General features: G+C 73.1%; 13 protein-coding genes. 4 read left to right on the top strand and 9 right to left on the bottom strand.

Translation table 11 applies throughout. From position 1 onward, the window contains the following. Positions 1 to 10 precede the first annotated feature (10 nt). From ACFV4P_RS29890 to ACFV4P_RS29900, 3 genes are all read right to left on the bottom strand, one after another. Positions 11 to 1,678, bottom strand: a complete 1,668-nt coding sequence (locus ACFV4P_RS29890) for an ATP-binding cassette domain-containing protein (RefSeq protein ID WP_380476412.1) — start codon at positions 1,676 to 1,678, stop codon at positions 11 to 13. A gap of 257 nt (positions 1,679 to 1,935) precedes the next feature. After that, positions 1,936 to 2,694, bottom strand: a complete 759-nt coding sequence (locus tag ACFV4P_RS29895; RefSeq protein ID WP_073817478.1) for an NUDIX domain-containing protein — start codon at positions 2,692 to 2,694, stop codon at positions 1,936 to 1,938. A gap of 159 nt (positions 2,695 to 2,853) precedes the next feature. After that, positions 2,854 to 5,649, bottom strand: a complete 2,796-nt coding sequence (locus ACFV4P_RS29900) for a glycogen debranching N-terminal domain-containing protein (RefSeq protein WP_380476415.1) — start codon at positions 5,647 to 5,649, stop codon at positions 2,854 to 2,856. Between the two features lie 552 nt (positions 5,650 to 6,201). Here ACFV4P_RS29900 and ACFV4P_RS29905 point away from each other — a divergent pair. Next, on the top strand, positions 6,202 to 7,515 hold the full coding sequence (locus ACFV4P_RS29905) for an alpha/beta fold hydrolase (protein WP_380476416.1): 1,314 nt from the start codon (positions 6,202 to 6,204) through the stop codon (positions 7,513 to 7,515). A gap of 37 nt (positions 7,516 to 7,552) precedes the next feature. Here the strand turns inward: ACFV4P_RS29905 and ACFV4P_RS29910 are convergent, their stop codons facing one another. Beyond that, entirely contained in the window at positions 7,553 to 9,028 is a 1,476-nt protein-coding gene (locus ACFV4P_RS29910) for a DUF4192 domain-containing protein (protein WP_380476418.1), read from the bottom strand. A 207-nt stretch (positions 9,029 to 9,235) separates the two neighbouring features. Between ACFV4P_RS29910 and ACFV4P_RS29915 the strand changes: the two genes are divergently transcribed. Beyond that, a complete protein-coding gene (locus ACFV4P_RS29915; protein WP_380476420.1) occupies positions 9,236 to 11,431 on the top strand; it encodes a RecQ family ATP-dependent DNA helicase in 2,196 nt (731 codons plus the stop codon). Positions 11,432 to 11,816: 385 nt separating this feature from the next. After that, positions 11,817 to 12,416: a hypothetical protein gene (locus ACFV4P_RS29920; RefSeq protein ID WP_380476422.1), complete on the top strand. Its 600-nt coding sequence runs from the start codon at positions 11,817 to 11,819 to the stop codon at positions 12,414 to 12,416. A gap of 173 nt (positions 12,417 to 12,589) precedes the next feature. Here the strand turns inward: ACFV4P_RS29920 and ACFV4P_RS29925 are convergent, their stop codons facing one another. The 3 genes from ACFV4P_RS29925 to ACFV4P_RS29935 form a co-directional block, all read right to left on the bottom strand. Beyond that, complete coding sequence (locus ACFV4P_RS29925) at positions 12,590 to 13,111, bottom strand: hypothetical protein (RefSeq protein ID WP_380476424.1); 522 nt, start codon at positions 13,109 to 13,111, stop codon at positions 12,590 to 12,592. Between the two features lie 349 nt (positions 13,112 to 13,460). Then, a complete protein-coding gene (locus ACFV4P_RS29930) occupies positions 13,461 to 14,144 on the bottom strand; it encodes a ribonuclease HII (RefSeq protein WP_380476426.1) in 684 nt (227 codons plus the stop codon). Positions 14,145 to 14,299: 155 nt separating this feature from the next. Then, positions 14,300 to 14,923 (bottom strand): TetR/AcrR family transcriptional regulator, encoded by a 624-nt coding sequence (locus ACFV4P_RS29935; RefSeq protein WP_380476428.1) that lies wholly within the window; start codon positions 14,921 to 14,923, stop codon positions 14,300 to 14,302. Positions 14,924 to 15,081: 158 nt separating this feature from the next. Here ACFV4P_RS29935 and ACFV4P_RS29940 point away from each other — a divergent pair, with 158 nt between their 5' ends. Then, a complete protein-coding gene (locus ACFV4P_RS29940) occupies positions 15,082 to 16,620 on the top strand; it encodes an MFS transporter (protein ID WP_380476538.1) in 1,539 nt (512 codons plus the stop codon). A 134-nt stretch (positions 16,621 to 16,754) separates the two neighbouring features. Here ACFV4P_RS29940 and ACFV4P_RS29945 read toward each other — a convergent pair whose 3' ends face one another. Both ACFV4P_RS29945 and ACFV4P_RS29950 read right to left on the bottom strand, forming a co-directional pair. After that, positions 16,755 to 18,299 (bottom strand): DUF4153 domain-containing protein, encoded by a 1,545-nt coding sequence (locus ACFV4P_RS29945; protein WP_380476430.1) that lies wholly within the window; start codon positions 18,297 to 18,299, stop codon positions 16,755 to 16,757. A 550-nt stretch (positions 18,300 to 18,849) separates the two neighbouring features. Continuing rightward, positions 18,850 to 21,900 carry an Ig-like domain-containing protein gene (locus ACFV4P_RS29950; RefSeq protein ID WP_380476432.1) on the bottom strand — a complete coding sequence of 1,017 codons (3,051 nt, stop codon included), beginning with the start codon at positions 21,898 to 21,900 and terminating at the stop codon, positions 18,850 to 18,852. Positions 21,901 to 22,201 lie beyond the last annotated feature (301 nt).

Genomic DNA, 22,201 nt, shown 5'->3' on the forward strand with positions numbered 1-22,201 from the left:
GCGCACGGTCTCACTCACTCCCGTTCTCGTCACCGACGGCACGCCTGCGCACCGCACTCGCCCCGCCCTCGCCCGCCACCGCCTGCGCCCGGCCCGCCGCCGGACCTGCCGCCGGACCTGCCGCCGGACCTGCCGCCGGACCTGCGTGGCCTGTCTGGCCGAATTGCCCTGCCGAGCGCAACTCGGTGGCGTGGACGGGCCGAAGGCGTACCTGCGCCCGATCCTGGTCCGACGCCGGGGCCGGTGTCGGGGCCGACGCCGGGGTCGGTGTCGGAGCGCGTCCGGAGGTCCGGCCCGGAGTGGGTGCGTGGCCGACTCCCGCGATCCGGGCGGGAGTCAGCAGCTCCGCGTCGGTCGGATTGGCGGCCAGTTGCTCGGCGTCGAGCACAACCGGCGTGGGCGCAGAGGGAGTTGGGGCGGGCGCGGGGGCATTGTCGCCAGGCGGGCGGCCGAGCGCGGAGGCACCGCGGGGCGTCCGTCGGGTGAGGTCGACGGCGGGGACCTCGGGCGGGGCCGACGGGGCGGGCAGGGCCGACGGGTCGGGTGCGAGGGCGGCGGCGGCCCAACGGCCGGCCTGCAGGGCGCGGTGTCCGCGGGCGCGGTGCTCGTCGGTCCGCTCGTCGATCCGCTCGTCGGTCCGCTCGTCGGTCCGCTCGTCGCCGGGGGCGGCGGCCGGGCGGCCGACCGTGGCGGTCCGCTGGGCGACGGGGAGTTGCTCACCGGCGTTCCGCTCGCCGGTGAGCTGACGGACCGTCCGGATCACCACCTCGCCGGAGTGGCCCGAGCCGCTGGGCAGGGCGGCCGGGAACGAGAGCGGACGCTGCATCACCCGGTCGGCCAGCTCGTGCAGCAGGACGCCGTTGCGGTAGGCGAGTTCGCCGATCTCGGTGCGGCCGATGCCGCTCACCGCGATGCCGACGCCGCTCTCCCGACGGACCTGCGCGCCCTGGGCGACCAGCAGGTCCGCGAGGCGGGCCATCTGCGGGCCCCGGACCAGGACTTCGGGGTGCAGCCGGGTACGGCGGAACTCCACGACGGGCTGGTCGGCGGCCAGTCGGCCCGCGTCCAGGGTGACCACCCGGTCGGCGAGCGCGGCGGCCTCCTCCGGGCTGCGGGTGGACACCAGCACGGTGCCGCCGGTCAGCGCGAAGGACCGCAGGAAGCCGTGCAGCCACTCCTCGCTGCGCGGGGACAGGCCCTCGGCCGGGGCGTCCAGCAGCAGCGTCGTGGGGTCGCCGAGCAGCGCGGCGGCCAGGGCGAGGCGGCGGTGCATTCCGGGCGAGAAGGTGCCGATCCGGTGGTCGGCGACAGGGGCGAGGCGGACCTGTTCCATCAGGTCGTCGGCCCGCCGCGTCGGGACGCCGACCGCCCCCGCCAGCATCCGCAGGTGCGCCCTGGCCCGCTGGCCGGGGTGTCCCGCCTCGGGCCTGCCGGAGGAGAGCAGCACGCCGATCTCCCGCTCCGGACGCCGGATCCGCCGATAGGTGCGCCCGTCGAACAGGGTGAGGCCGTGGCCGCGTTCGAGTTCCACCATCAGCCGGAACGTGGCGGACTTGCCCGCCCCCTCGTCCCCGAGCAGCGTGGTGATCATCCCTGGACGGGCGTCGAAGGTCAGGTCCAGGACCGCCGGGGGGTGGCCCCTCCGGTACGTCTTGGTCAGTCCGGTGATCTGGATCATCGCCGCCCGCTCCCTCGCCCGCCGACAGGCCGGCGTTCGTCCGCCATGCCTGAGCCAGCACAGTAGGACGCGGAAGCGGTGAAACCAGGCATTCCGGATGGATCGTGGACGGTGTTAGCGCCGAGCTCACCCGAACAGGGGACAGCGCTCTCACGCCACTGACGCCTCCCCCTCGAACCCTCCGAGCCCTCGACCCCTCCGAGCCCCCGAGCTCAGCGCTCAGCGCACATGACTCACGGGCTCACGGGCTCACGGGCTCACGCTTCGGGACGGAGCATCGGCGGGTTGAGCACGGTGGCCCCGCCGGCGGTGAACAGCTGGGCGGGACGGCCGCCCTGACGGGTCGTCGTGCCGCCGGAGGGCAGCAGGAAGCCGGGGGTGCCGGTGACCTTGCGGTGGAAGTTCCGCGGGTCCAGCACCACGCCCCAGACCGCCTCGTACACCCGGCGCAGCTCGCCGACGGTGAACTCCGGCGGGCAGAAGGCCGTCGCCAGCGAGGAGTACTCGATCTTCGACCTGGCCCGCTCCACACCGTCCGCCAGGATCTGCCCGTGGTCGAAGGCCAGCAGCTCGCCGTCGTTCCGGTCCTCGCCGAACAGTTCACTGACCGGCGCCCACCGTGCGCTGCTCGCGTCGCCGCCCGCGCGGGGCGAGGGCAGGTCGGGGGCGAGCACCAGGTAGGCGACGCTCACCACCCGCATCCGCGGGTCACGCTGCGGGTGCCCGTAGGTGGCCAGCTGCTCCAGGTGCGCACCGAACGGGTTCTGCCCGGCCAGCACCTGGCCCGGCGCGGACTGTGCCCGCAGCCCCGTCTCCTCCGCCAGTTCCCGGGACGCCGCCTCGGCCAGCCCCTCGTCGGGCCGCACGAACCCACCGGGCAGCGCCCAGTAGCCCTGGAACGGTGCCTCGCCACGCTTCACCAGCAGGGCGCACAACTCATGGTCGCGCACCGTCAGCACCACCAGGTCAACCGTGACTGCGAACGGGGGGAAGGCCGACGGGTCATAACGCGACATGCCGCCGATCTTAGTCGTCTCTCTGACGATAATCACAGACCACGAACCTTTTCCGGCCTCCTTCCCCGCCTCTCCGGCCGCCTCCGGCCCGCTCCCTTCCCGTGTCCTTCCCTTCGCTTTCCCGCCTGCCGAGCCGACTGCCGAGCCGACTGCGGGCGGTCAGCTGGCGGTCAGTTGCAGGAACGAGGGCGCCTCCTCGACCACCGCGACACCGATCCGGCTGACCCGGACCGAGAACGGCTCCCCGGCCACCCGCAGGCCGGTCAGTTCCAGGGCGCCCAGGGGCGCGGTGGTCGCCGGGTGGGTGGCCACCCGCCCTGACGGGACGTCCGGCCTGACGCCGGCCAGCGAGAGCACCAGGTGAACCGCTGCGGCCGCCGACATCGCGGCCGGACGGCAGGCCGCCGGGTGCGGCACCGGTGGGCAGTCGGCGACCTTCTGCTCGCCCGCGTACATCTCCGGCAGCCGGTACTCGAAGTACGCCGACGCCTCCAGCAGACCTTCGAGCAGGATCTCGGCCTCCCGCTCGAACCCGGCGTCCACCAATCCGCTCACCGCGAGCGCGGTCTCCTGCACCCGCACCACGCCACTGCGGTGCCCCAGCGGGTTGAACCGCGGGGACTTCGCGCTCAACGTCCGCAGGCCCCACCCGCAGTCGAGCTCGGGCGTCACCAGCCGTTGCGCGAGCAACCTGGTCTGCTCCCTGTCGAGCAGGCCCTCGTGCAGTTCGCCCTCGGCGGCCAGGCCGACGTCGAACAGGTGGACCAGGGTGGAGGCGAGGGCCGGCACCGGCCGGTCCGGTGCCAGCAGTGCGGCCGCCGGACGGCCGCCCGACAGGTCGTCGATCCAGAACTGCTCGCGGAACCGTTCCCTCAACTCGGCCGCCCAGGCCCGCCACTCGGCTGCTCCGGGGCGGTCGAACGCCTCCAGCAGGTCCGCTCCCTGGAGCGCCGCACGGTGTGCCTGCGCCTGGACCTCGCACCGGGCCGGACTCGGCCGCACGACCCGCTCCTCCGCCGTCCGCCCGAGGTCGGTGACGAACCCGACCGGACCGTCCGGCCCCTCCGCCACCGCGGCGCGCAGCGCCCCGAGGGCACGCTCCGCGGCCGGGAGCAGCTCGGCGACCTCGGCCCGGGGCATGCCCCAACGCCAGGCCTCCGCCAGCACGGTGACGAACAGCAGGGTCGCTTCCGTGGCCGTGCAACTCGCCGGCAGTTCGGGGCCGCCGTGCCGCAGCGGCCCGGGGATCACGCCGTCCATCGCCTGCGCCGGCGACCCGCTCTCGGTGCCGACGGCCGGCGGATTGCCCGCGCTCTGGGCCGCAGTGGGCGGCGCTGCCGGAGCACCGCCGGTACCGCCTGCCGCCGACTGGCCCGCGGTCTGCGACGGGCCGGTCGTCGACGGGCTCGACGCGCCGTCGGTGGGGCCGCCCTCGGCCGGACGGGCGGTGCCTGCCCCTGCCGGTGGCTGGGGCGCGAGGTGCTGCCGGCGGGCCGTCGCGCGGAGCGTTCCGGCCGCGAGCCGGGTGCCGAGCGGCAGCGTCATCCTGGCCGCCCAGAGCGCGTCCGCGGCGGTGAGGCCGAAACGCCAGGGCGCACCCGACGCGGTGTAGAGGTCGGTCGGACGGTCCGCGTCCGCGAGCAGCAGCCCGCCCAGCGTGTCCAGTGCGCGGCCGACGAGGCGTGCGGCGCGGCGGTCGTCAGCCCGGATCTCCGGCTCGGACCACGGCAGTGGCACACCCGGGCCGCGCCCGGTCGGCGGACGTCCGGTCGACGGGGCCTCCAGCTCGACCTGCAGGTCCACGGACCAACGGGCGCCGGGCTGGACCTCCAAGTCCCACCGGAGCACACCCGCGCCGGCCAGTACCGCGTGCGGCGAGGGGCGGGCGCTGACGGTGGCCGCGCGCCCCTGCCCGGCCCAGCGCAGGCCCGAGGACTGGACCTGGCCCGGCAGGTCGGGCGAGCGTCGGCCCGCCGCGATCTCGGTGAGCTGGCCCAGGTCGGTACCGAGGGCGATCTCCAGCGGGAGGCGGGCCGGGCGGGCACCGGTGTTCCGGACTGTCACCGTCTCCGCGCCGTCGGCGTGCCGCAGCCGTTCGACCGTCAGCGCCGGATCCGGATCGAGATCACCCGGCACTCGGACCGAACCGACGAAGCGCGCCGCCGCTGCGGACGTCAGGGTGCCCTGGAGCGGCACCGGTTCCATGCCGCCGAGCCGCAGCTCCATCCGGGCCAGGGCGCGTACCCCGTGCCGGAAGAAGCCGTGCAGGCTCTGGCCGCGGAGCTGCCCGTCCGGGCCGGAGGTCGCCATACTCGGGGCGTTGACGCACAGGATGTCGTGCGCCGCCGAGGGCTGCGGCCGTGGAGCCACCGCCGGGCCCGGCTGCCGGCCCGCCGCGGGAGCGGCCGCACCGGCCACCTGCTCCGACCGCACGCCCGCCCCACCGCGCCCGGCTGCCGTCGCACCCGGGCCCGGCGCGCCGGGGCCCGGCCGGGTCGGAGTGCCGTACGGCGGGGTCGGAGTGCCGTAGGGCGGGGTGGCTCCCGGCGCGTAGGGCGTGGGCGTGGTGAGCGTGCCGTACGGCGGCGTGGCCCCCGGCAGGTGCGGCAGCGGTGTGCCGTACGGGGGGGTGGCGAGCGGGGCCCCGTGCTGCTGGGCTGTGCCGGCGAGCGGTGCGCCGTGCGCCGGGGCGCCGGGCGCTTGGACCCCGGCCGTCTGGATGCCGGGAACGACCGTGCCTGCCCCGGGCGTTCCGGAGGCATGGTCGGTGGGTGCCGGGGCGCCGGTGGGCGTGCCGAACGGGGGTGTGGCCTGGCGGGGGTACGGCGGGCCGGCCAGGTGTGGGGGAACAGCGGGAGCCGAGGCTCCGGTCGACACCGGATCGCCGCCCGGTGCGGGCGGGTTGGCGGGTGGCAGCGGTTGGGACGCTGCTTGGGGTGGCCTTGACTCGGTCACCAGGCTCTCCTCCCCTCGGCCGGCCGACGGCTGCGGGCTCGGCCGGCCGCGAGCGTGCTCGATCGCGGACTGTGCTGCTCTGCCGCCGGAACACGCGGCTCCGACCTGGGCGGGACCGGATCGCCGGTGCTCCGCCCCGGCCGGGGTGGTGGCCCGGTCCGAACGCCAAGGCCGCCCGTGGCCCGGTCGCGCCGGGTCGAGCGACACGTGACCGGTGCCCGGCGCGGTCGCCCTGGCCGCCGGCCCTGCTGTGCCGGTTCGGGTGATGGCGTTCCGCAGGTTGAACGCAGCACACCTGCCCCAGGTCACGCCCGTCCGGCGGACCTCCGGTCGAATGCGGCCACGCACCGTCGGTCCTTCGGCGGTCTGCGGCCGACACCCGGGGTGCCCACTGTGTCGTGGCGCCGTTCGGGGTTCTCCGCATGTGGCGGACGCCCCCCGGCGGCTCCTGTCCGCCGTCAGGATACGGTGCGAGCACGATGCCGGAACCATCGGTGACCTCGGTGACCGGCCACGCAACCAGCCTGTGACCTGCTCATACCTAGGAGTTGCATGTCCTCCCCCAGCCGCATCCCCGGGATCGTCACCACGGACCACGTGTTCCGGGTGCCGTTGGACCACGGAGCTCCGGGCGGCGAGGCGATCAAGGTCTACGCCCGCGAGGTGGTGGCCGCCGGACGCGAGCACGACGAGCTTCCGTGGCTGCTGTACCTGCAGGGCGGTCCGGGCGGCAAGGCCAACCGGCCGCTGGGCCGGGACGGTTGGCTGGACCGGGCGCTCGACGACCACCGGGTGCTGCTGCTCGACCAGCGCGGCACCGGCCGATCCACCCCTGCCAACCGACAGACCCTGGCCCGTCGCGGCGACGCCCGCCGCCAGGCCGACTACCTGGCGCACTTCCGCGCCGACTCGATCGTCCGGGACGCCGAGCTGATCCGCCGCCAACTGCTGGGCGAGGACGGCCGGTGGAGCCTGCTGGGGCAGAGCTTCGGCGGCTTCTGCACCCTCACCTACCTCTCGCTGGCCCCGGAGGGCCTGCGAGAAGCGTTCGTCACCGGTGGGCTGGCCGGTCTCCGCCGCTCGGCGGACGAGGTCTACCGCGCGGCGTACCCGCGCGTCGCCCGCAAGAACGCCGGGCACTACGCGCGGTTCCCCCAGGACGTGGCGGCGGTACGGCGAATCGCGGCTCACCTGATCGAGCGGCCCGCGACCCTGCCGGACGGCGGGGTGCTCACCGTCGAGGCGTTCCAGGCGCTGGGCATGATGCTGGGCAGCGGCACCGGCTCCTACGTCCTGCACTACCTGCTGGAGGAGGCCTGGGTGGAGGAGCCGGACGGGCCGGAACTCTCCGACACCTTCCTGGCGGGGGCGCAGTCCCACCTGTCCTTCGCCCACGGGCCGCTGTACGCCGTGCTGCACGAGTCGATCTACGGGCAGCGCTCGGTCGACTCCGGAGCCACCGACTGGTCGGCGGAGCGGGTGCGCAAGGAGTTTCCGGAGTTCGACGCCGCAGCGGCGCTCGCCGGGGACGGGCCGGTGCTGCTCACCGGCGAGATGATCTACCCCTGGATGTTCGAGACCGACCCGTCGCTGCGGCCGCTGCGCGAGACGGCGCAGCTGCTGGCCGAGCGCACCGACTGGCCCGACCTGTACGACCCGCAGCGTCTGGCTGCGAACCAGGTACCGGTGTACGCGGCGGTGTACCACGACGACATGTACGTGGACACGGCGCACTCGCTGGAGACCGCGGACGCGGTGGCCGCCCTTCGGACGTGGATCACCAACGAGTGGGAGCACGACGGCGTCCGGGTGAGCGGCCGCCGGGTGCTGGCCCGCCTGATGGGGATGGCCCGCGGCGAGATCTAGCCGCTCGCCGCGCGGGCGGGGGATGAACGTACGCATGTCAGCCTCCGGTGGACTGCCGGTGTCGGGGGTCCCCGCAGCGGGGCCTGGGGATCAGGGGCGGCACGGCCCTGAGGCGGCACGGTCGGCGCTCGCGGCCGGGGCGACGGACGGCGGCTGACACGGCGTCGGCCGAGGCTGTCGGCCGACCGCCGGCTGGGCTGCCGTCCTCGCCGGGCTCGGAGCCGACCGGCCCGGGCTCGGAACACGCCCGCTCCGCCCCGGCTTCGCTCCGCCCGGCCCCGGAGTCCTGCGCCGGATCGACATCGGCGCGGGGCGCGGGAACGGGCGGGGCGGCAGGCCCCCGCGAGGAACCGCCGGGCGGCGGGGGCTCAGGGTGTCGCCGGATCCCGGCCCTGCGCAGCCGGCCGGCGCGTTCGCTCCGGACCACCCGGAGCAGGGCCTCCGGGGCGATGCCGGCGTTCAGCGATTCGTAGAGCAGTTGAGCCAGGGTGTAGCCCGGATCGAGCTCCAGCGCCCTGGCCAGCACGACCCGTGCCGTGGCGGGGTCGTCGGCCAGCCAGGACGTCCAGGCCAGCAGGGTCATCGGCGGGGCGGCGAGGTGCTCGAACGGGTCGACGCAGCGTTGGACGAGGTACCGCCAGAGCTTCTGGGCCGCGGCGAGTTCGTGCGGTTCGACGTACTCGGCGGCGCGGTCACGGCCGAGTTTGTCCTGCAGGCCGATCAGGATGCGGGCCGTCCGTCTGGTGTCGAGCTCCCGGGCGCCGCTGCGGAACTCGGCCATCGCGCTGGCCAGCAGCTCGTCGGTGCGCTCGACTGCCGCATGGCGGCCGTCGGGGCCGGCCAGCTCGCGGATGAACGGCGGCCCGGCATCCTCCAGCGCACGGCGCTGCACCTCGCAGAGCGGCGGGCCCACCGGGGCCAGGCCGGCCACGATCGCCTTGCGGCTGCCCCTCGGGGCGAGGCCCGCGAAGGTGGCCGCGACGGCAAGCGGGCTGGGCTGGTGGGCGGCACGGACCGGAGTGCCGTCCGGCGGACAGCAGTCGACTCCGGTGCACAGGAAGGACCACCAGTGGCTGGCAGAGACGCAGAGCGCCTCTTTGACGATCACCTGCTCGTCCTGGAAGGCCCGGACGAGTGCGGCCGCCAGCGGGCGGAGCTCCGCCAGCATGGCCTGCCCTCCCTCGGGCCCGGGCGTGCCCTCGTCGGGATCCCGGCACAGGTACAGCAGGACTTGGGCGGGGCGGCGGTCGCGCTGTTCGGACAGCTCGATCAGCAGCCGGGCGGATTCTTCGGCGGTCCGCTCCCAGGACTCCGGATCCGCCGGGATGTCGATCCGGATCACCCCGCCCTGGTCGAGCGCGGGGCCCTGCAGGCCCACCGCGACGATGCTGTCGTCGGGGAAGAAACCCAGCAGGTAGGGGAGCATCTCCGCCATGTCGGCGGGGCCGCGCAGCCGGACCGGGAGGTGGCCGGGGCGCGGGGAGGGCTTGGTGGTGCGGTCGTCTGCGGTCATGGCGGAAAGACTGGACCCGATTCCGCCGCCACCGCGGATATTTCGCCCGCCCTGTGGATAAACCGGGGGGTTCAGCATCAGCTACCCCAAATGGCGGACAATTCCGGCCCGAACAGCCCCATTTGACGGCATATCAACCGACAAGATCCAGGTTATCCACAGCCTGCCATTCGCGGTCCGTCCGTGAAGCACGGTATCCATGACCTCATGCAGACGCGCGAACCCCACCCGACCACTCCAGCCGACCGCGAAGCCGTCCGGGCTGCCGCGGAAGCCGTGCTGCACAGCCTCGCCGGGCCCGCCGCGACGCTGCGCGAGGACCAGTGGAAGGCCATCGAGGCCCTGGTGGTGGACAGTCGCCGCGCACTGGTGGTGCAGCGCACCGGTTGGGGCAAGTCCGCCGTCTACTTCATCGCCACGGCGCTGCTCCGGCAGCGCGGCGCCGGCCCGACGGTGATCGTCTCCCCGCTGCTGGCACTGATGCGCAATCAGGTCGAATCGGCCGCCCGGGCGGGCATCCACGCCCGGACGATCAACTCGGCCAACCCGGAGGAGTGGGAGGAGATCCAGCAGGAGGTCGCCGACGGCCGGGTCGATGTCCTGCTGGTCAGCCCGGAGCGGCTCAACAACCCCGACTTCCGCGATCACGTGCTGCCCAAGCTCGCCGCCTCCACCGGCCTGCTGGTGGTGGACGAGGCGCACTGCATCTCCGACTGGGGTCACGACTTCCGGCCCGACTACCGGCGGCTGCGCACCATGCTCGCCGAGCTCTCCCCCGGCGTCCCGGTGCTGGCGACCACCGCGACGGCCAACGCCCGCGTCACCGCGGATGTCGCGGAGCAGCTCGGCACCGGCGTCGGTGACGCGCAGGCCCTGGTGCTGCGCGGCCCGCTGGACCGGGAGAGTCTCAGTCTCTCGGTGCTGTCGCTGCCCGACCCGGCGCACCGGCTGGCGTGGCTCGCCGACCACCTGGCCGACCTCCCCGGCTCCGGCATCATCTACACCCTGACGGTCGCCGCCGCCGAGGAGGTCACCGAGTTCCTGCGCGAGCGCGGCTACCCGGTCGCCTCCTACTCCGGCCGGACGGAGGACGCCGAACGCCGCGAGGCCGAGGCGGCCCTGCTGGCCAACCGGGTCAAGGCCCTGGTCGCCACCTCCGCACTCGGCATGGGCTTCGACAAACCGGATCTCGGCTTCGTGGTCCACCTCGGCTCGCCGAGCTCCCCGATCGCCTACTACCAGCAGGTCGGCCGAGCCGGCCGCGGCGTCGACCGCGCCGAGGTGCTGCTGCTCCCCGGTCGGGAGGACGAGGCGATCTGGCGGTACTTCGCCTCGATCGGCTTCCCCGCCGAGGAGCAGGTCCGCCGGACGCTCGCCGCGCTGGCCGAGGCCGGCCGGCCGCTCTCCACGGCGGCCCTGGAGACCTCCGTCGACCTCCGGCGCAGCCGGTTGGAGACCATGCTCAAGGTGCTCGACGTGGACGGCGCGGTCCGCCGGGTGCGGGGCGGCTGGGAGTCCACCGGCCGGCCGTGGCAGTACGACGCCGAACGGTACGCGAAGGTCTCCAAGGCCCGCGCGGCCGAGCAGCAGGCGATGCGGGACTACATCGCGACCGAGGGCTGCCGGATGGAGTTCCTCCGACGCCAGCTCGACGACCCGGAGGCTGCCCCGTGCGGGCGCTGCGACCGGTGCGCCCGGGCCCAGCACTCCACCGAGGTTTCCGCCGAGGCCACCGGTGCGGCCCGCGCCGCCCTCGGCCGCCCCGGCGTCTCCTTCGAGACCAGGCGAATGTGGCCGACCGGCATGGAGTCCCTCGGCATCCCGCTGCGGGGGCGCATCCCGGCCACCCAGCAGGCCGAGCCGGGGCGCGCCCTCGGCAGGCTCTCCGACATCGGCTGGGGCACCCGACTGCGCGCACTGCTCGACGAGCGCGCCCCGGACGGCCCGCTGCCGCGCGAGGTGCTGGACGCCGTGGTCGGCGTGGTGGCGGACTGGGCACGCGGCCCGGGCGGCTGGGCGGGCCCGGCCGGTCCGGACGGCACCCGACTGGAGCGCCCGATCGGCGTGGTCGCCCTGGATTCCGCCACCCGACCACAGCTGGTGTCGGACCTCGCCGGGGGCATCGCCTCGATCGGCCGGATGCCGCTGCTCGGCCGAGTCGGATACGCCACCGGGGAACCCCCGCACGGGCCGCGCAGCAACAGCGCCCAGCGGCTGCGCTCGGTCGCCGGAGCACTCGTGCTCTCCCCGGGTCTGGCCGACACCCTGGCCGCGACTCCCGGCCCGGTCCTGCTGGTCGACGACCTGGTCGATTCGGGTTGGACGCTGACGGTCGCGGCCCGCCTGCTCCGCCAGGCCGGCGCCACGGCGGTGCTCCCCCTCGTCCTGGCCGTCCGGGGGTGAGGGCGATGCGATCCGACTCACCGGCCGTCCGGGCCTGCGGGCGTCCCTGGACGCCGGGCCCCGTTCACCGGACGGCTTCTGCCCGTACACGCCTCGCTCACCGGAGGGTCAGCCGAATGGCCCTGCGGCAGGCCGGGGACATGTCGGGCAATTAGGCCGGTTCCGGGCGGGCTTTGTCATTTCATCATTGCCGCTCGGTTGCTCGCGCCCGAGAATTGGAAGGTATCCAACGCCCGGTCCGTCGGACCCGGCCTTCGGCGTACGCCCGCGCACCCTCGGGAGCGCGGGCACGGGAAGGAGGATCGTGATCAATGGCATCGACCGAGGTCCTTCCCCATACGACGGCCGCCGGACCATCACCCTGCAGGAGTGGGAGCGCCTCGATGTGCCCCTCCTTCACGCACCCCGGGAGTTCGTCACCGAGCTTCACCAGCGGCACCTCCCGCAGCCCGGCACCACCGTGGTGGCGGTGCTCGACCCCGGGCACCGGGTCGTGGCTTCGGCGTCCTTCGGCGTGCGCCCGCAGTTCAGCGACGGCTGGGACCACCGGAACGCGCTGCTCGGCCACCTCCGCCGAGTCACCCCGCACGACCTGAAGCGGATATCCCCGAGCCGCACCGCCGTCCTGTTGCGCTGCCGCGATGGCAGGCCGGACTGGAACGAGCAGGACGGGGCCTGGATGTGGGCACTGCGCGCCGCCGCCGAACTGCACGGACTGCGCTGCGGCTCGTACCTGACGCTCACCCCGGCCGGCTGGCTGTCGCTCGGCGACGGCAGGCACGGGCGCAACCCGCACTCCGGGTCGTGGGCCCTCGGCCCGATCCACACCGTCACCGAACTGCCGCCGCGCACTCCGCCGGGCACCGGGCCCGAACGAGCCGCACCGGCGGAGCCACCGGTCGCCCCGGTCACCTCGCTGGACACGGTCCGCACCCTGGAGAGCGGCCGTGACAGCCGGACGATCCGCCGAACTGCCGCCCGCTGAACGGTCGTCCACCCACGACAACCCGCACACCGAAGCGACAGATCGACCGGTCGGCCGACTGACCGACCCGGCACCTCGCAGCCCCAACCGCGGTGCACCGGAAGGGTATCGGCGCACGGCAAGGCCCCGGCTCCGCCCGTGGGCGGAACCGGACCGGTGCGACGAACCGGCGGTCAGGCGAACAGCGGGGCGACGATGTCCGTCTCGCCGCAGACCACCAGCAACTTCGCGGCCCGCTCCAGCGCCTTGCGCGCCGCAGCGGCCGCCCGCTCTGCGTGGTTCTCGTTGACCACCAGCACCACCACGTCACGGCGCAGCGTCCGGTTCGTGGCGGCGTCGGCGTAGAACACGTCGCCGCCGTCGGCGAGTTGAGCCCAGTAGCGCTCCTCGCCGAAGCTGCGCTCGTGGTCCTGCCAGGGGTGCGCGGCACCGACCGTCAGGACCAGCACGTCGCCGGGGCGACGGCCGGACTCCAGCAGCGCGTCGACTGCTTCGTCGGCCCGGTCGAGGGCCTCGGTCGCGGCGACGGACAGGAGTTGGACGGTCGGCCGGCCGGGGCGCGGCGCGGGGCCGGGCTTGGGCCGGGGTGCGGGCCGCTGACCGGGAATCGGGCGGTCCGCACGGGGCGGAACGGGGCGCGGCGGGCCGGGGCGAGGGCCCGGGACCTGAGCGGCGACGGCGGTGGAGGAAGGCATACGGGGGGCGGGTGCGTCCGACTTGTGGGGAAGGGGAACGCCGGGGCCCGGGATCGTCTCGTGAATCTCCGGCTCCTCGGGGAAGACAGGCATACCCGGATTCCTATCAAATGCCGGTCGGATGCGCACGGGCACCCCACCACTTGAAAGTCCGGCCGTTCGTGCACGGGCATGCAACAGCGCCCGAGCGACGGGTGGATGAATGATGACGAACCGTCAGAAGCGGCGGATTTGGCAGCCCCCAGGCCCCCCAGTGGTCGCTCGAAAGTCATGGCGAACCATCGGATTGTTCGACTGCGTGAGGGCGCGTTTCCGCCCCGAGGGCGCGTCGCGCGGCGCCGAGGGGCGCTCAGAATCCGAGCGAGAGCTGTTCGCCGGTGTCGACCGGAGTGCGCTGCCGCTTGAGGTGGCTCCAGCGCGGCAGGGCGTCCATGTACGCCCAGGACAGGCGGTGGTGCTCGGTCGGGCCGAGCTCCTCCAGCGCCGCACGGTGGGTCGGCGAGGGGTAGCCCGCGTTCTCCTCGAAGGCGAACGCCGGGTGGTCCACGCCGAGTTCGGCCATCAGCGCATCCCGTCGGACCTTGGCCAGCACGGAGGCGGCGGAGACGCAGACGCACGACTGGTCGCCCTTGATCACCGTGCGGACCCGCCACGGGCCGCCCAGGTAGTCGTGCTTGCCGTCCAGGATCACCGCGTCGGGATGCACCGGCAGCGCTTCCAGGGCGCGGACGGCGGCCAGCCGCAGCGCGGCGGTCATGCCGAGGTCGTCGCACTCCCGGGGCGAGGCGGCGCCGATCGCGTAGGCGGTCACCCAGTCCTCCAGGATCGGGACGAGCGCCTCCCGGCGCCGCTCGGTGAGCAGCTTGGAGTCGGTGAGGCCCTCCGGGGGGCGGCGCAGCCCGGTGACGGCGGCGCCGACCATGACCGGTCCGGCCCAGGCCCCGCGGCCCACCTCGTCCAGCCCGACCACCAGGCGGGCTCCGGCCCGGCGCAGGGAGCGCTCGACCGAGTGGGTCGGGGGGTCGTACGGCATCGGGGTTCCTTCGCTGGACAGGGCGGCGGCCGGGACCGCGCCCGAGGGCGCTCCCGGCTCCTTTCAGCGTACGCCGCCACCCGGACAGCCCAGCCTGCCCGAGCACCCCACCGCGCCGGAGGCCGACCCGCACCGGGGCCCGCCCCCGCGCAGCGCTACGGCCGGATCATCGGCAGCAGCACCTGTTCGAGCAAGTCCTCGCCGAACTCCTCGTCGAACGCCCCGGCGCAGAACTTGGCCCGGTACAGCAGCATCGCCGGCATCACATCGGCGACCGTCGCCACCGCGGCGCCGCGGCGGACGTCGCCCCGGGCCTCGCCGCGGCGGAGGACGCCGAGGATGCCGCCGGTGGTCGGCTCGACCACCCGCTCGTGCAGGAAGCCCTTGAAGAACTCGGCGCGCTCGTGGTCGAGTTCGCCCATCAGGCTCCGGACGGCGGCACCGATCCGGGAGTTCAGCACCACGATGTAGCCCTGGACGACGTGCCGCAGCTCGGCCTCCGCGGAGCCGAGGTCGGGGATGTCGGCGGGCGGCGGCATGGCGGCGACCAGGGCGTCCATCACCAGGTCGGCCTTGGAGGCCCATCGCCGGTAGAGCGCGGCCTTGCCGGTCTGCGCGGCGCCGGCCACGCCTTCCATCGTCATCCGGGCGAACCCGCCGGACGTGAGCTGGTCGAGCGCGGCCTCGAGAATCGCGGTCTCCAGCGCCTTGCCACGCCTACGCAGCGGGGCCCCCTCCGTGGGGCCGTCGGCCGATCGTCGCAGGTCCGGCTGATCCATCGTCATCCACCCTAAAAAACGGTTGCGTTCACTATCGGTGCCGCCTAATGTCCCCCACAGTGAACGGCACCGTTCACTATTCGCACCATCGAGCACTTTACCGAGCCAGCAACCGATAGCAGTAGCCGGCAGGGGGCACAACAGTGGCAATCTCCGACATGCTCAGCAAGTCGGCTCCGGCGGGGGCCGGTCGCGACCAGCACAAGGGCATCACGCTCACGGTCATCGCGGCCACACAACTCATGGTCGTCCTCGACGCGACCATCGTGAACATCGCGCTTCCGCACATCCAGGACGCGTTGAAGTTCTCCACCACCAACCTGTCCTGGGTGATCAACGCCTACACCCTGACGTTCGGCGGCCTGCTGCTGCTGGGCGGCCGGGCCGGCGACATCCTCGGCCGCCGCCGGGTGTTCATCGTGGGCGTGCTGCTGTTCGGCCTGGCCTCGTTGCTCGGCGGTTTCGCGCAGAACGGCGGCATGCTGCTCGCCGCCCGTGCGCTGCAGGGCATCGGCGGCGCGATCTGTTCACCGACGGCATTCGCGCTGATCGCCACCAACTTCCGGGAGGGGCCGGAACGGAACCGGGCCTTCGGCGTCTTCTCGGCGGTGGCCGGCTCGGGCGCGGCGATAGGCCTGCTGGCCGGCGGTGTGCTCACGGAGTACCTGAACTGGCGCTGGGTGTTCTTCGTGAACGTGCCGATCGCCGTGCTGATCGCCGTCGCCGCGCCGCGCTGGATCAGCGAGTCCGAGCGGCGCCCGGGCGCTTTCGACCTGCCCGGCGCCCTCACCTCCACCGTCGGCCTGCTCAGCCTGGTGTACGGGTTCATCCACGCCGCGGATCCGAAGGCCGGCTGGGGCAACGGCGTGACGATCGCCTCGTTCGCCGTCGGCGCGGCCCTGCTGGCCGCGTTCACGGTCATCGAGCAGCGCACCGCGCAGCCGATCACCCCGCTGCGGCTGCTGCGGAGCCGCAACCGCGCCGGCGGCCTGATCATGATGCTCTGCCTGACGGCGGCCATGTTCGGCATCTTCTTCTACGTCACGCTCTTCGTTCAGCGCGTGCTCGACTACAGCGCACTCAAAGCGGGTGTGGCCTTCCTGCCGATCAGCGCGGCGATCATCGTCGCCGCGCAGCTCGCCTCCGCCCTCCAGGCCAGGTTCGGACCCAAGCCGTTCCTGGTCACCGGCAGCGTCCTGGTGACGGTCGGGCTGAGTTGGCTGACCCGGACGGACGTGCACAGCAGCTACCCGCTGGGCGTGCTCGGCCCGACGGTCACCTTCGGCTTCGGCATGGGCCTGATATTCGTCCCGGTGATGCTGATGGCGGTCTCCGGGGTCGCGGCACACGAGACGGGTGCCGCCTCGGGCCTGCTCAACTCGGTGCAGCAGATCGGCGGTTCGGTCGGCCTGTCGATACTCACCACGGTCTTCGCCAAGGCCGCCACCTCCGAGGGCAACCGCCGGCAGCCGGACTTCCTCGCCCACGCAGGCCCGGCCGAGCTGCAGTACGCCCAGCAGCACCAGGCCTTCCCGCCCGGCAGCACGTGGGCCGACGAGGTGCTGGCGTACGCCGTCTCTCACGCCTTCGTGGTGGGTGTGGCGTTCTCGGTGGCCGCGCTGCTGTCCGCGCTGTTCGTGGTCAAGGCGAAGGCCTCCGACCTGCCCGCCGAGGCCCCTGCCGGAATGGCGATATGACGCCCCGCCGAGCGGGCTGACACACCCGGAAGGTGGAGGCGGGACCCCAGCCCCTCCCCCACCCTCCGCCAGCAACCAGCAACCAGCAACCAGCAGGCCGACCGCCAACGGCCGGCCGCCACCGAAGCCAACGGTCAGCGGTACTCGCTCCGCCCGTCGAGCAGCCCGGCCCGCCGGCAGGCCTGGCCGCCGTCCCAGGTCACCGGGTGCGCCGCGAGGATCTCCCGGGCGCGGGCCTCGGCCCGGCTGATGGCGTACCAGGAGGGCGCGGGCTCGTTCGCCAGCTCGGCGGCGATGGGCTGGAGGGCACAGGTGCGCAGGTCGTCGGGCAGCCGGTCGAGGGCGGGCACGGCGTCGACGGAGAGGCCGCGCAGGTAGTTGATGTCGAGGTGGGCCGCGGAGGTGCGGTAGCGGTCGACGTTCTGCTCGGCGATCAGCCCGTCGGTCCGCAGCAGGCCGAACAGTGCCACGGCGAGGGCGGCGCTGAGCACCACCGCACGGGGCAGCCAGCGCCGAGTGGAGAGCACCGAACCGAACAGCACCATCAGGAAGACCAGCCCGAGCCAGATCTCCACGGCGGCGACGTTGACCCTCAGGCGGGTGAGTCCGAAGGCGTCCATGTACAGGCTCATGCGGACCAAGGCGCTGCCGACCACGACGAGGGTGAGGGTGCAGAGCAGGCCGAGCATCACCTTGACCAGCCGCCGGTCCCCCGGAGTGCTGCGCGGCGCCCAGTACTTGGCGAGCGCGACGACCAGGAGGGTGAGCACGGCGATCCAGAGCAGCTGCCAGAAGCCTTGGCGGGCGTACGCGGCGGGGGTCATCCCGGTGCGGCGCATGATCGAGCCGTGGCCGCCGATCAGCACCACCAGCTGTACCGCCACGAAGGTGCCGAACAGCAGGTTCATCACCGCCAGCGGCATCGCCCACTCCAGGCGTCCGCGCTCCTTACCGGCGGACGTCCTGGTGCGGTCCCAGCGGCGTGGGGCGGCGGCGGTGTGCGCGGCGCCCAGCGCCAGCACCGCTCCGCCGACGAAGAACACGAAGCGCAGCGGGGTCTCCCCCGGCTCCACCGAGGGGACGAGGTGGCCCAGCAGGTCGGCGACGGTGGAGTCGGCTCCGGCGAACAGCGCGCCGAAGACCACCAGCAGCAGCAGCGAGACCCCGGCGGCCTTCACCACCTGTCCGACGCGCGCCTTGGCCGGAAAGCGGCGGTCCTTCAACGCCCGGAAGCCCCAGGCGAGTCCGGGCAGGAAGTGCGCCCAGAGTCCTATCGATCCCATCGCGACGCCGACCCAGCGGGTGCCGCCGTGCAGGGTGAGCGAGCCGACGCAGATCGCGGCGATCACGGCGAGCGTCGCCGCCCCGCCCGAGCCGCTGACGGCCGGCACCAGGCAGAGCAGCAGCGCGGCCACGGCGAACGTCAGATGCCAGGGCTTGATCCGCCGCCCGGTGCCCAGCGCAGTCATCGCCGCGCCGACGGTGCCCGCGAGGGCGCAGAGCAGCAGGTTGACGCCGATCCCGTCGCCGAGCACGGCCGCGCTGACCAGCCCGGACACGCCCGCCGCCGCCAGCACCCGCAGCCTGGCGGGCGCGGCGGCCCGGGCCTTACTGGGCCGCAGCCACTCCGGTTCGGGCAGCGGCTGCTGCGGCCGGTACTGGTACGGGTTGGCACCCACCGGGCCTGCCGGGCCCGCCGGCCCCGCCGGTCCCGCCGCAGCGACCCCCACCGGCGTCCCCTTCCCGAACGCCCCCGGCCGCGGAGCCGTCCCCGTCACCCACGCCGCTCCTGCCGCTCCCGCCGCTCCCGCCGCTCCCGCCGCTCCCGCCGCTCCCGGAGGGACCCTGAACGGGTCGGCCGGTGCCGACGCCCCGCTCGCACCCTGCCCCGCCGAGGGCGCCCCGTGCGCACCCGCCCCGGCCGGCGGCTGTCCGCCGGATCCGGCGGTGCCGCTGGTGTCGCTGGTGCCGCTGGAGTCGGACGACTGCGACATGAAACCCCCTCAGAATGCGGGCATGCGAAGGTTTTCGGCCAGTCGCATGCCTGGTCGTGCCGGTGACTCTAGAACCGTAGACCCATTTCTGAACAGGTTCAAAAAGCCGCCGGGGCGGCTTGGTCACAGAGTTGTGACACAAACCGCCCCGGCAGGGGTGGAGCAGAGCCCGATCAAGCGGAGACCGATCAAGCAGGGCCCGATCGGGCAGAACCGACCAGGCCGATCAGGCCGATCAGTAGGCTCCGTACAGCGAGTACACGAGGTTGTCCTTCACAGCGGTTCCGAAGCTCGCGGGGAAGGTGCCGAACGGCACGCTCGCGCTGCTGTAGACGCCGGACCCGGCGGGTCCGGAGCTGTAGTGCATGTTGTTGACGGTGGAGCTGGTGCCGTTGGAGTTGTAGACCAGCCAGTACGTGGTGTTGGCGGCCAGGGTGTAGCTGATGGAGGCGGTGTTCCAGGCGTTGGCGCTCAGCGAGCCGACCGAGCTGGTGGCCAGCAGGGCGTCCGGCGAGCCGCCGTTGTCGCTGTAGACGGCGATCTGGAACTGGTTGTTGGGCGAGGCGCTGGTCTGGCCGATGTGCACGTTCAGCGAGGTGAGCGCGATCGGCGCGGCCCCGGTGGTGATCTTCGAGCCGTTGAGGTGGTTGGAGTTGGTGTCGTCGAGCAGGGTGCCGACGGCGTTGTTTCCGATGGTCTGCGGCGGTGCGCCGGCGGTGGTGAAGGCCGCGGTGTAGGCCGCCGTCTGGGTGTTGCCCGCCAGGTCCTTCACGTTGGCGACGCTCAGCGTGTAGCCGGTGTTGAGCGAGAGCGCGGCGTTCGGGGTGAAGGTGACGGTGTTGGTCGCGGAGTCCAGCGCGACGGTGCCGGCCACCGCGGTGCCACCGGTGGTGGTCTTCAGGGTGACGTTGGCGGCGGTGACGGTGGAGGCCTGGACCGGCTCGCTGAAGGAGGCCTTCACCGGAGCGGTGGCGGCGACGCCGGTGGCGCCGTTGGCCGGCACGGAGCCGGTGACGGTCGGCGCGACGGTGTCGGTGCCGTACGTGGCCGTGTAGGAGCCGACGTTGCCGTCGAAGAACGCGTAGGTGATGCCGTGGATGGTCTCGATCCGGTAGTTGACGGTGGTGGCGCCCTGCTTGATGCCGGTGAGGGTGCCGCCCGCCGAGTTGACCGGGACCATGGCCCGCAGGCCGTTGGCACCGCCGGTGATGCTGAAGCTCAGCGTGTTCGCGCTCCACGCCATCCCGGAGAACGCCGAACCGTTGCGGAAGTCCAGCCAGTTCAGCAGCTGGCGGCCGGAGACCACGGGCGTGCCGTGCGCCTTGGCCGAGGCGACGACCTGGTCGGACGCGGTGGACGCCGCGTAGTCGGTGTGGATGTTGGCGGTCAGGACGGTGTAGTAGCCCTTGGCGTTGTACGCGTTGTCCAGCAGCGTGTTGACGGTGCCGGGCATGGACTGCCCGGACTCGTCGGTGAGCTGGGTGGTGGCCTGGTACTCGTTGATGGTGGCGCCGTTGGTGTCCGCGTACTTCATCGGCAGGCCGGTGCCGTTGAAGTAGCCGGGCCGGTCCTGCACGAAGCTGCCCGGGTAGTAGTAGTAATCGGTGTCCAGCCGGATGCCGTTGGCGAGCTTGGTCTTGGCCTGGGTGGCCCAGTCGTCCCACTCGACGCAGTGGGTGCGGGTGCTGTCCGGGTTGGGCAGCGAGGGGTACTTGGCCTTCCAGGCGGCGAGTTGGGTGGTGTAGACGTTCGCCAGGTCGGTGGGGGCGCCCCACGGCGTGCAGTTGGTGGTGATGTGGGTGCTGATCTCGAAGCCCTGGTCGGAGTAGGCCTTGGCCTGGGCGTCGGTCATCGGCCCGCTGGCGTAGACGTTGGACGAGGCGCGCACGCACTCCCAGTTGGCGACGTTGCAGCCGGTCGGGCTCTGCGCGATGTAGCCGTCGAAGCGCCCGGTGGTGCCGCCGATGCCGTGGTCGTCACCCGTCATCACGACGACGGCCTTGACGTCGCGGGGGAAGTACCAGAACTTCGGCAGCGGCTTCTTGGCGGCGTCCATGGTGGTGATCAGGTTGCCGAGCAGGCGCTGCTGCTCGTCGGCGATCGGGATCTGCGCCTTGTCGAGGTTGTTCCAGTTGAGCTGTCCGCCGGTGCCGAAGAACATCTCGCTGGCCTCGATGCCGTCCACGTTGTCGCGCTGCTGACCGCCCCAGGCGATGTTGCCCTGGCGGGTCTGCACGACGGACTTGGCGAGGTCGAAGGTGAACGCGGCGGCCTGGCCGGTGCCGACGGTGCGCAGCGTCACGGCCGGGTTGGTGGTGGCGACGGCGGTGTCGCTGTACAGGGTGGCGACGGCGGTGGCGCCGTTCAGCGTGTACTTGTCCGCGGTGCCGTGGTAGCCCATGGTGTCGGAGGTCAGTCCGGTGCCGGGCGCGGCCGTGGTGTCGATCTTCAGGTAGGAGTCGGCCAGCGTGTCGGTGGTGGCGGTGAGGCCGAGCAGCCCGGCGAGCTGCTTGTCGGGCCGCATCGCGACGAGCCGTCCGCCGCCGTTGACCCAGGTGGTGAACATGGTGGTCTGGGCGGCCGTCAGCTGGTTCTCCGCGAGCAGCACCACGTCGTACGAGGCGAGCGTGGTGGAGGTGACGGTGCCCAGGTCGGCGGTCTTGTAGTAGTTCAGGCCCTCGGCCTTGAGGATCTCGCCGTAGTACGAGGTGTACGGGTTGGCCGGGTCGGTGACCAGCAGGATCGGGCCTTCGTTGCCGGGGCCGTTGCCGGGCGTGGTGCTGCCGCCGCCGGACGGGGTGTAGGTGGCGTAGATGGAGTAGTTGAGGCTGCCGGTGGAGACGGCGCCGAAGCTGCTGGGCCAGGTGCCGAAGGCCTGGCCGCCGGTGGAGTAGCCGCTCTGGCCGCCGGTGGAGTAGTTGAGGTTGTTGACCGCCGCGGAGACGCCGTTGGAGTTGTACGCCAGCCAGTAGGGCGTGTTGGGCGCAAGGGTCGCGGTGACCGGCAGGGTGTTCCAGGAGTGCGCGGTGAGCGTGCCGGATGCGGAGGAGCCGAGCAGCGGGCCGGGCTTGCCGGCGACGTCGCCGTACACCGCGACCTGGTACTGGTCGTTGGGCGTGGCGCCGACGGCGCCCACGTACACGCTGACGCTGTTGACGGCTCCGCCGCTGGAGCCGGTCACGAAGCGCGAGGTGTTGATGTAGTTGGAGTCACCGGAGTCGGTGGCGGTGCCGGTCGTGTTGTTGCCGAGGACGGCGGTCGCCGCGTGTGCCGCGGGCGCCGCCATCAGTCCGGTGGATGCGAGCAGGGCAACGAGCAGCCCGGCGAGTCGTTTTCTGAACCTCAACGCCAACCCCCCAAGGTCGGATGACCGGATGAACGGCAGAAGTGCCGCCCTCCGTCCTATCGGCTCCGACCCCGGCGCGTCCGCAGAACCCTCACATCACAGCCACGACTTCCGGCCAACTCGAACGCGAATACTCCGCATCCGACCGGTTTGTCTGCACACCTTCAACACGCTTCGTCGCGTTCAACAGTTGAACGACCGCCCAGCCTTGCCCGGCAGCCGTCCGACCGACCGCCCAACC

Source organism: Kitasatospora sp. NPDC059795 (assembly GCF_042732175.1).
In the GTDB taxonomy this organism is placed as follows: domain Bacteria; phylum Actinomycetota; class Actinomycetes; order Streptomycetales; family Streptomycetaceae; genus Kitasatospora.

Bases quoted from the DNA above. Each gene is read 5' to 3' on its own strand.
- ACFV4P_RS29905 (WP_380476416.1), top strand. From the start codon at position 6,202: ATGTCCTCCCCCAGCCGCATCCCCGGGATCGTCACCACGGACCACGTG.
- ACFV4P_RS29930 (WP_380476426.1), bottom strand. From the start codon at position 14,144: ATGCCGTACGACCCCCCGACCCACTCGGTCGAGCGCTCCCTGCGCCGG.
- ACFV4P_RS29940 (WP_380476538.1), top strand. From the start codon at position 15,082: ATGCTCAGCAAGTCGGCTCCGGCGGGGGCCGGTCGCGACCAGCACAAG.
- ACFV4P_RS29935 (WP_380476428.1), bottom strand. From the start codon at position 14,923: ATGGATCAGCCGGACCTGCGACGATCGGCCGACGGCCCCACGGAGGGG.
- ACFV4P_RS29925 (WP_380476424.1), bottom strand. From the start codon at position 13,111: ATGCCTTCCTCCACCGCCGTCGCCGCTCAGGTCCCGGGCCCTCGCCCC.
- ACFV4P_RS29895 (WP_073817478.1), bottom strand. From the start codon at position 2,694: ATGTCGCGTTATGACCCGTCGGCCTTCCCCCCGTTCGCAGTCACGGTT.
- ACFV4P_RS29950 (WP_380476432.1), bottom strand. From the start codon at position 21,900: ATGGCGGCGCCCGCGGCACACGCGGCGACCGCCGTCCTCGGCAACAAC.
- ACFV4P_RS29910 (WP_380476418.1), bottom strand. From the start codon at position 9,028: ATGACCGCAGACGACCGCACCACCAAGCCCTCCCCGCGCCCCGGCCAC.
- ACFV4P_RS29890 (WP_380476412.1), bottom strand. From the start codon at position 1,678: ATGATCCAGATCACCGGACTGACCAAGACGTACCGGAGGGGCCACCCC.
- ACFV4P_RS29915 (WP_380476420.1), top strand. From the start codon at position 9,236: ATGCAGACGCGCGAACCCCACCCGACCACTCCAGCCGACCGCGAAGCC.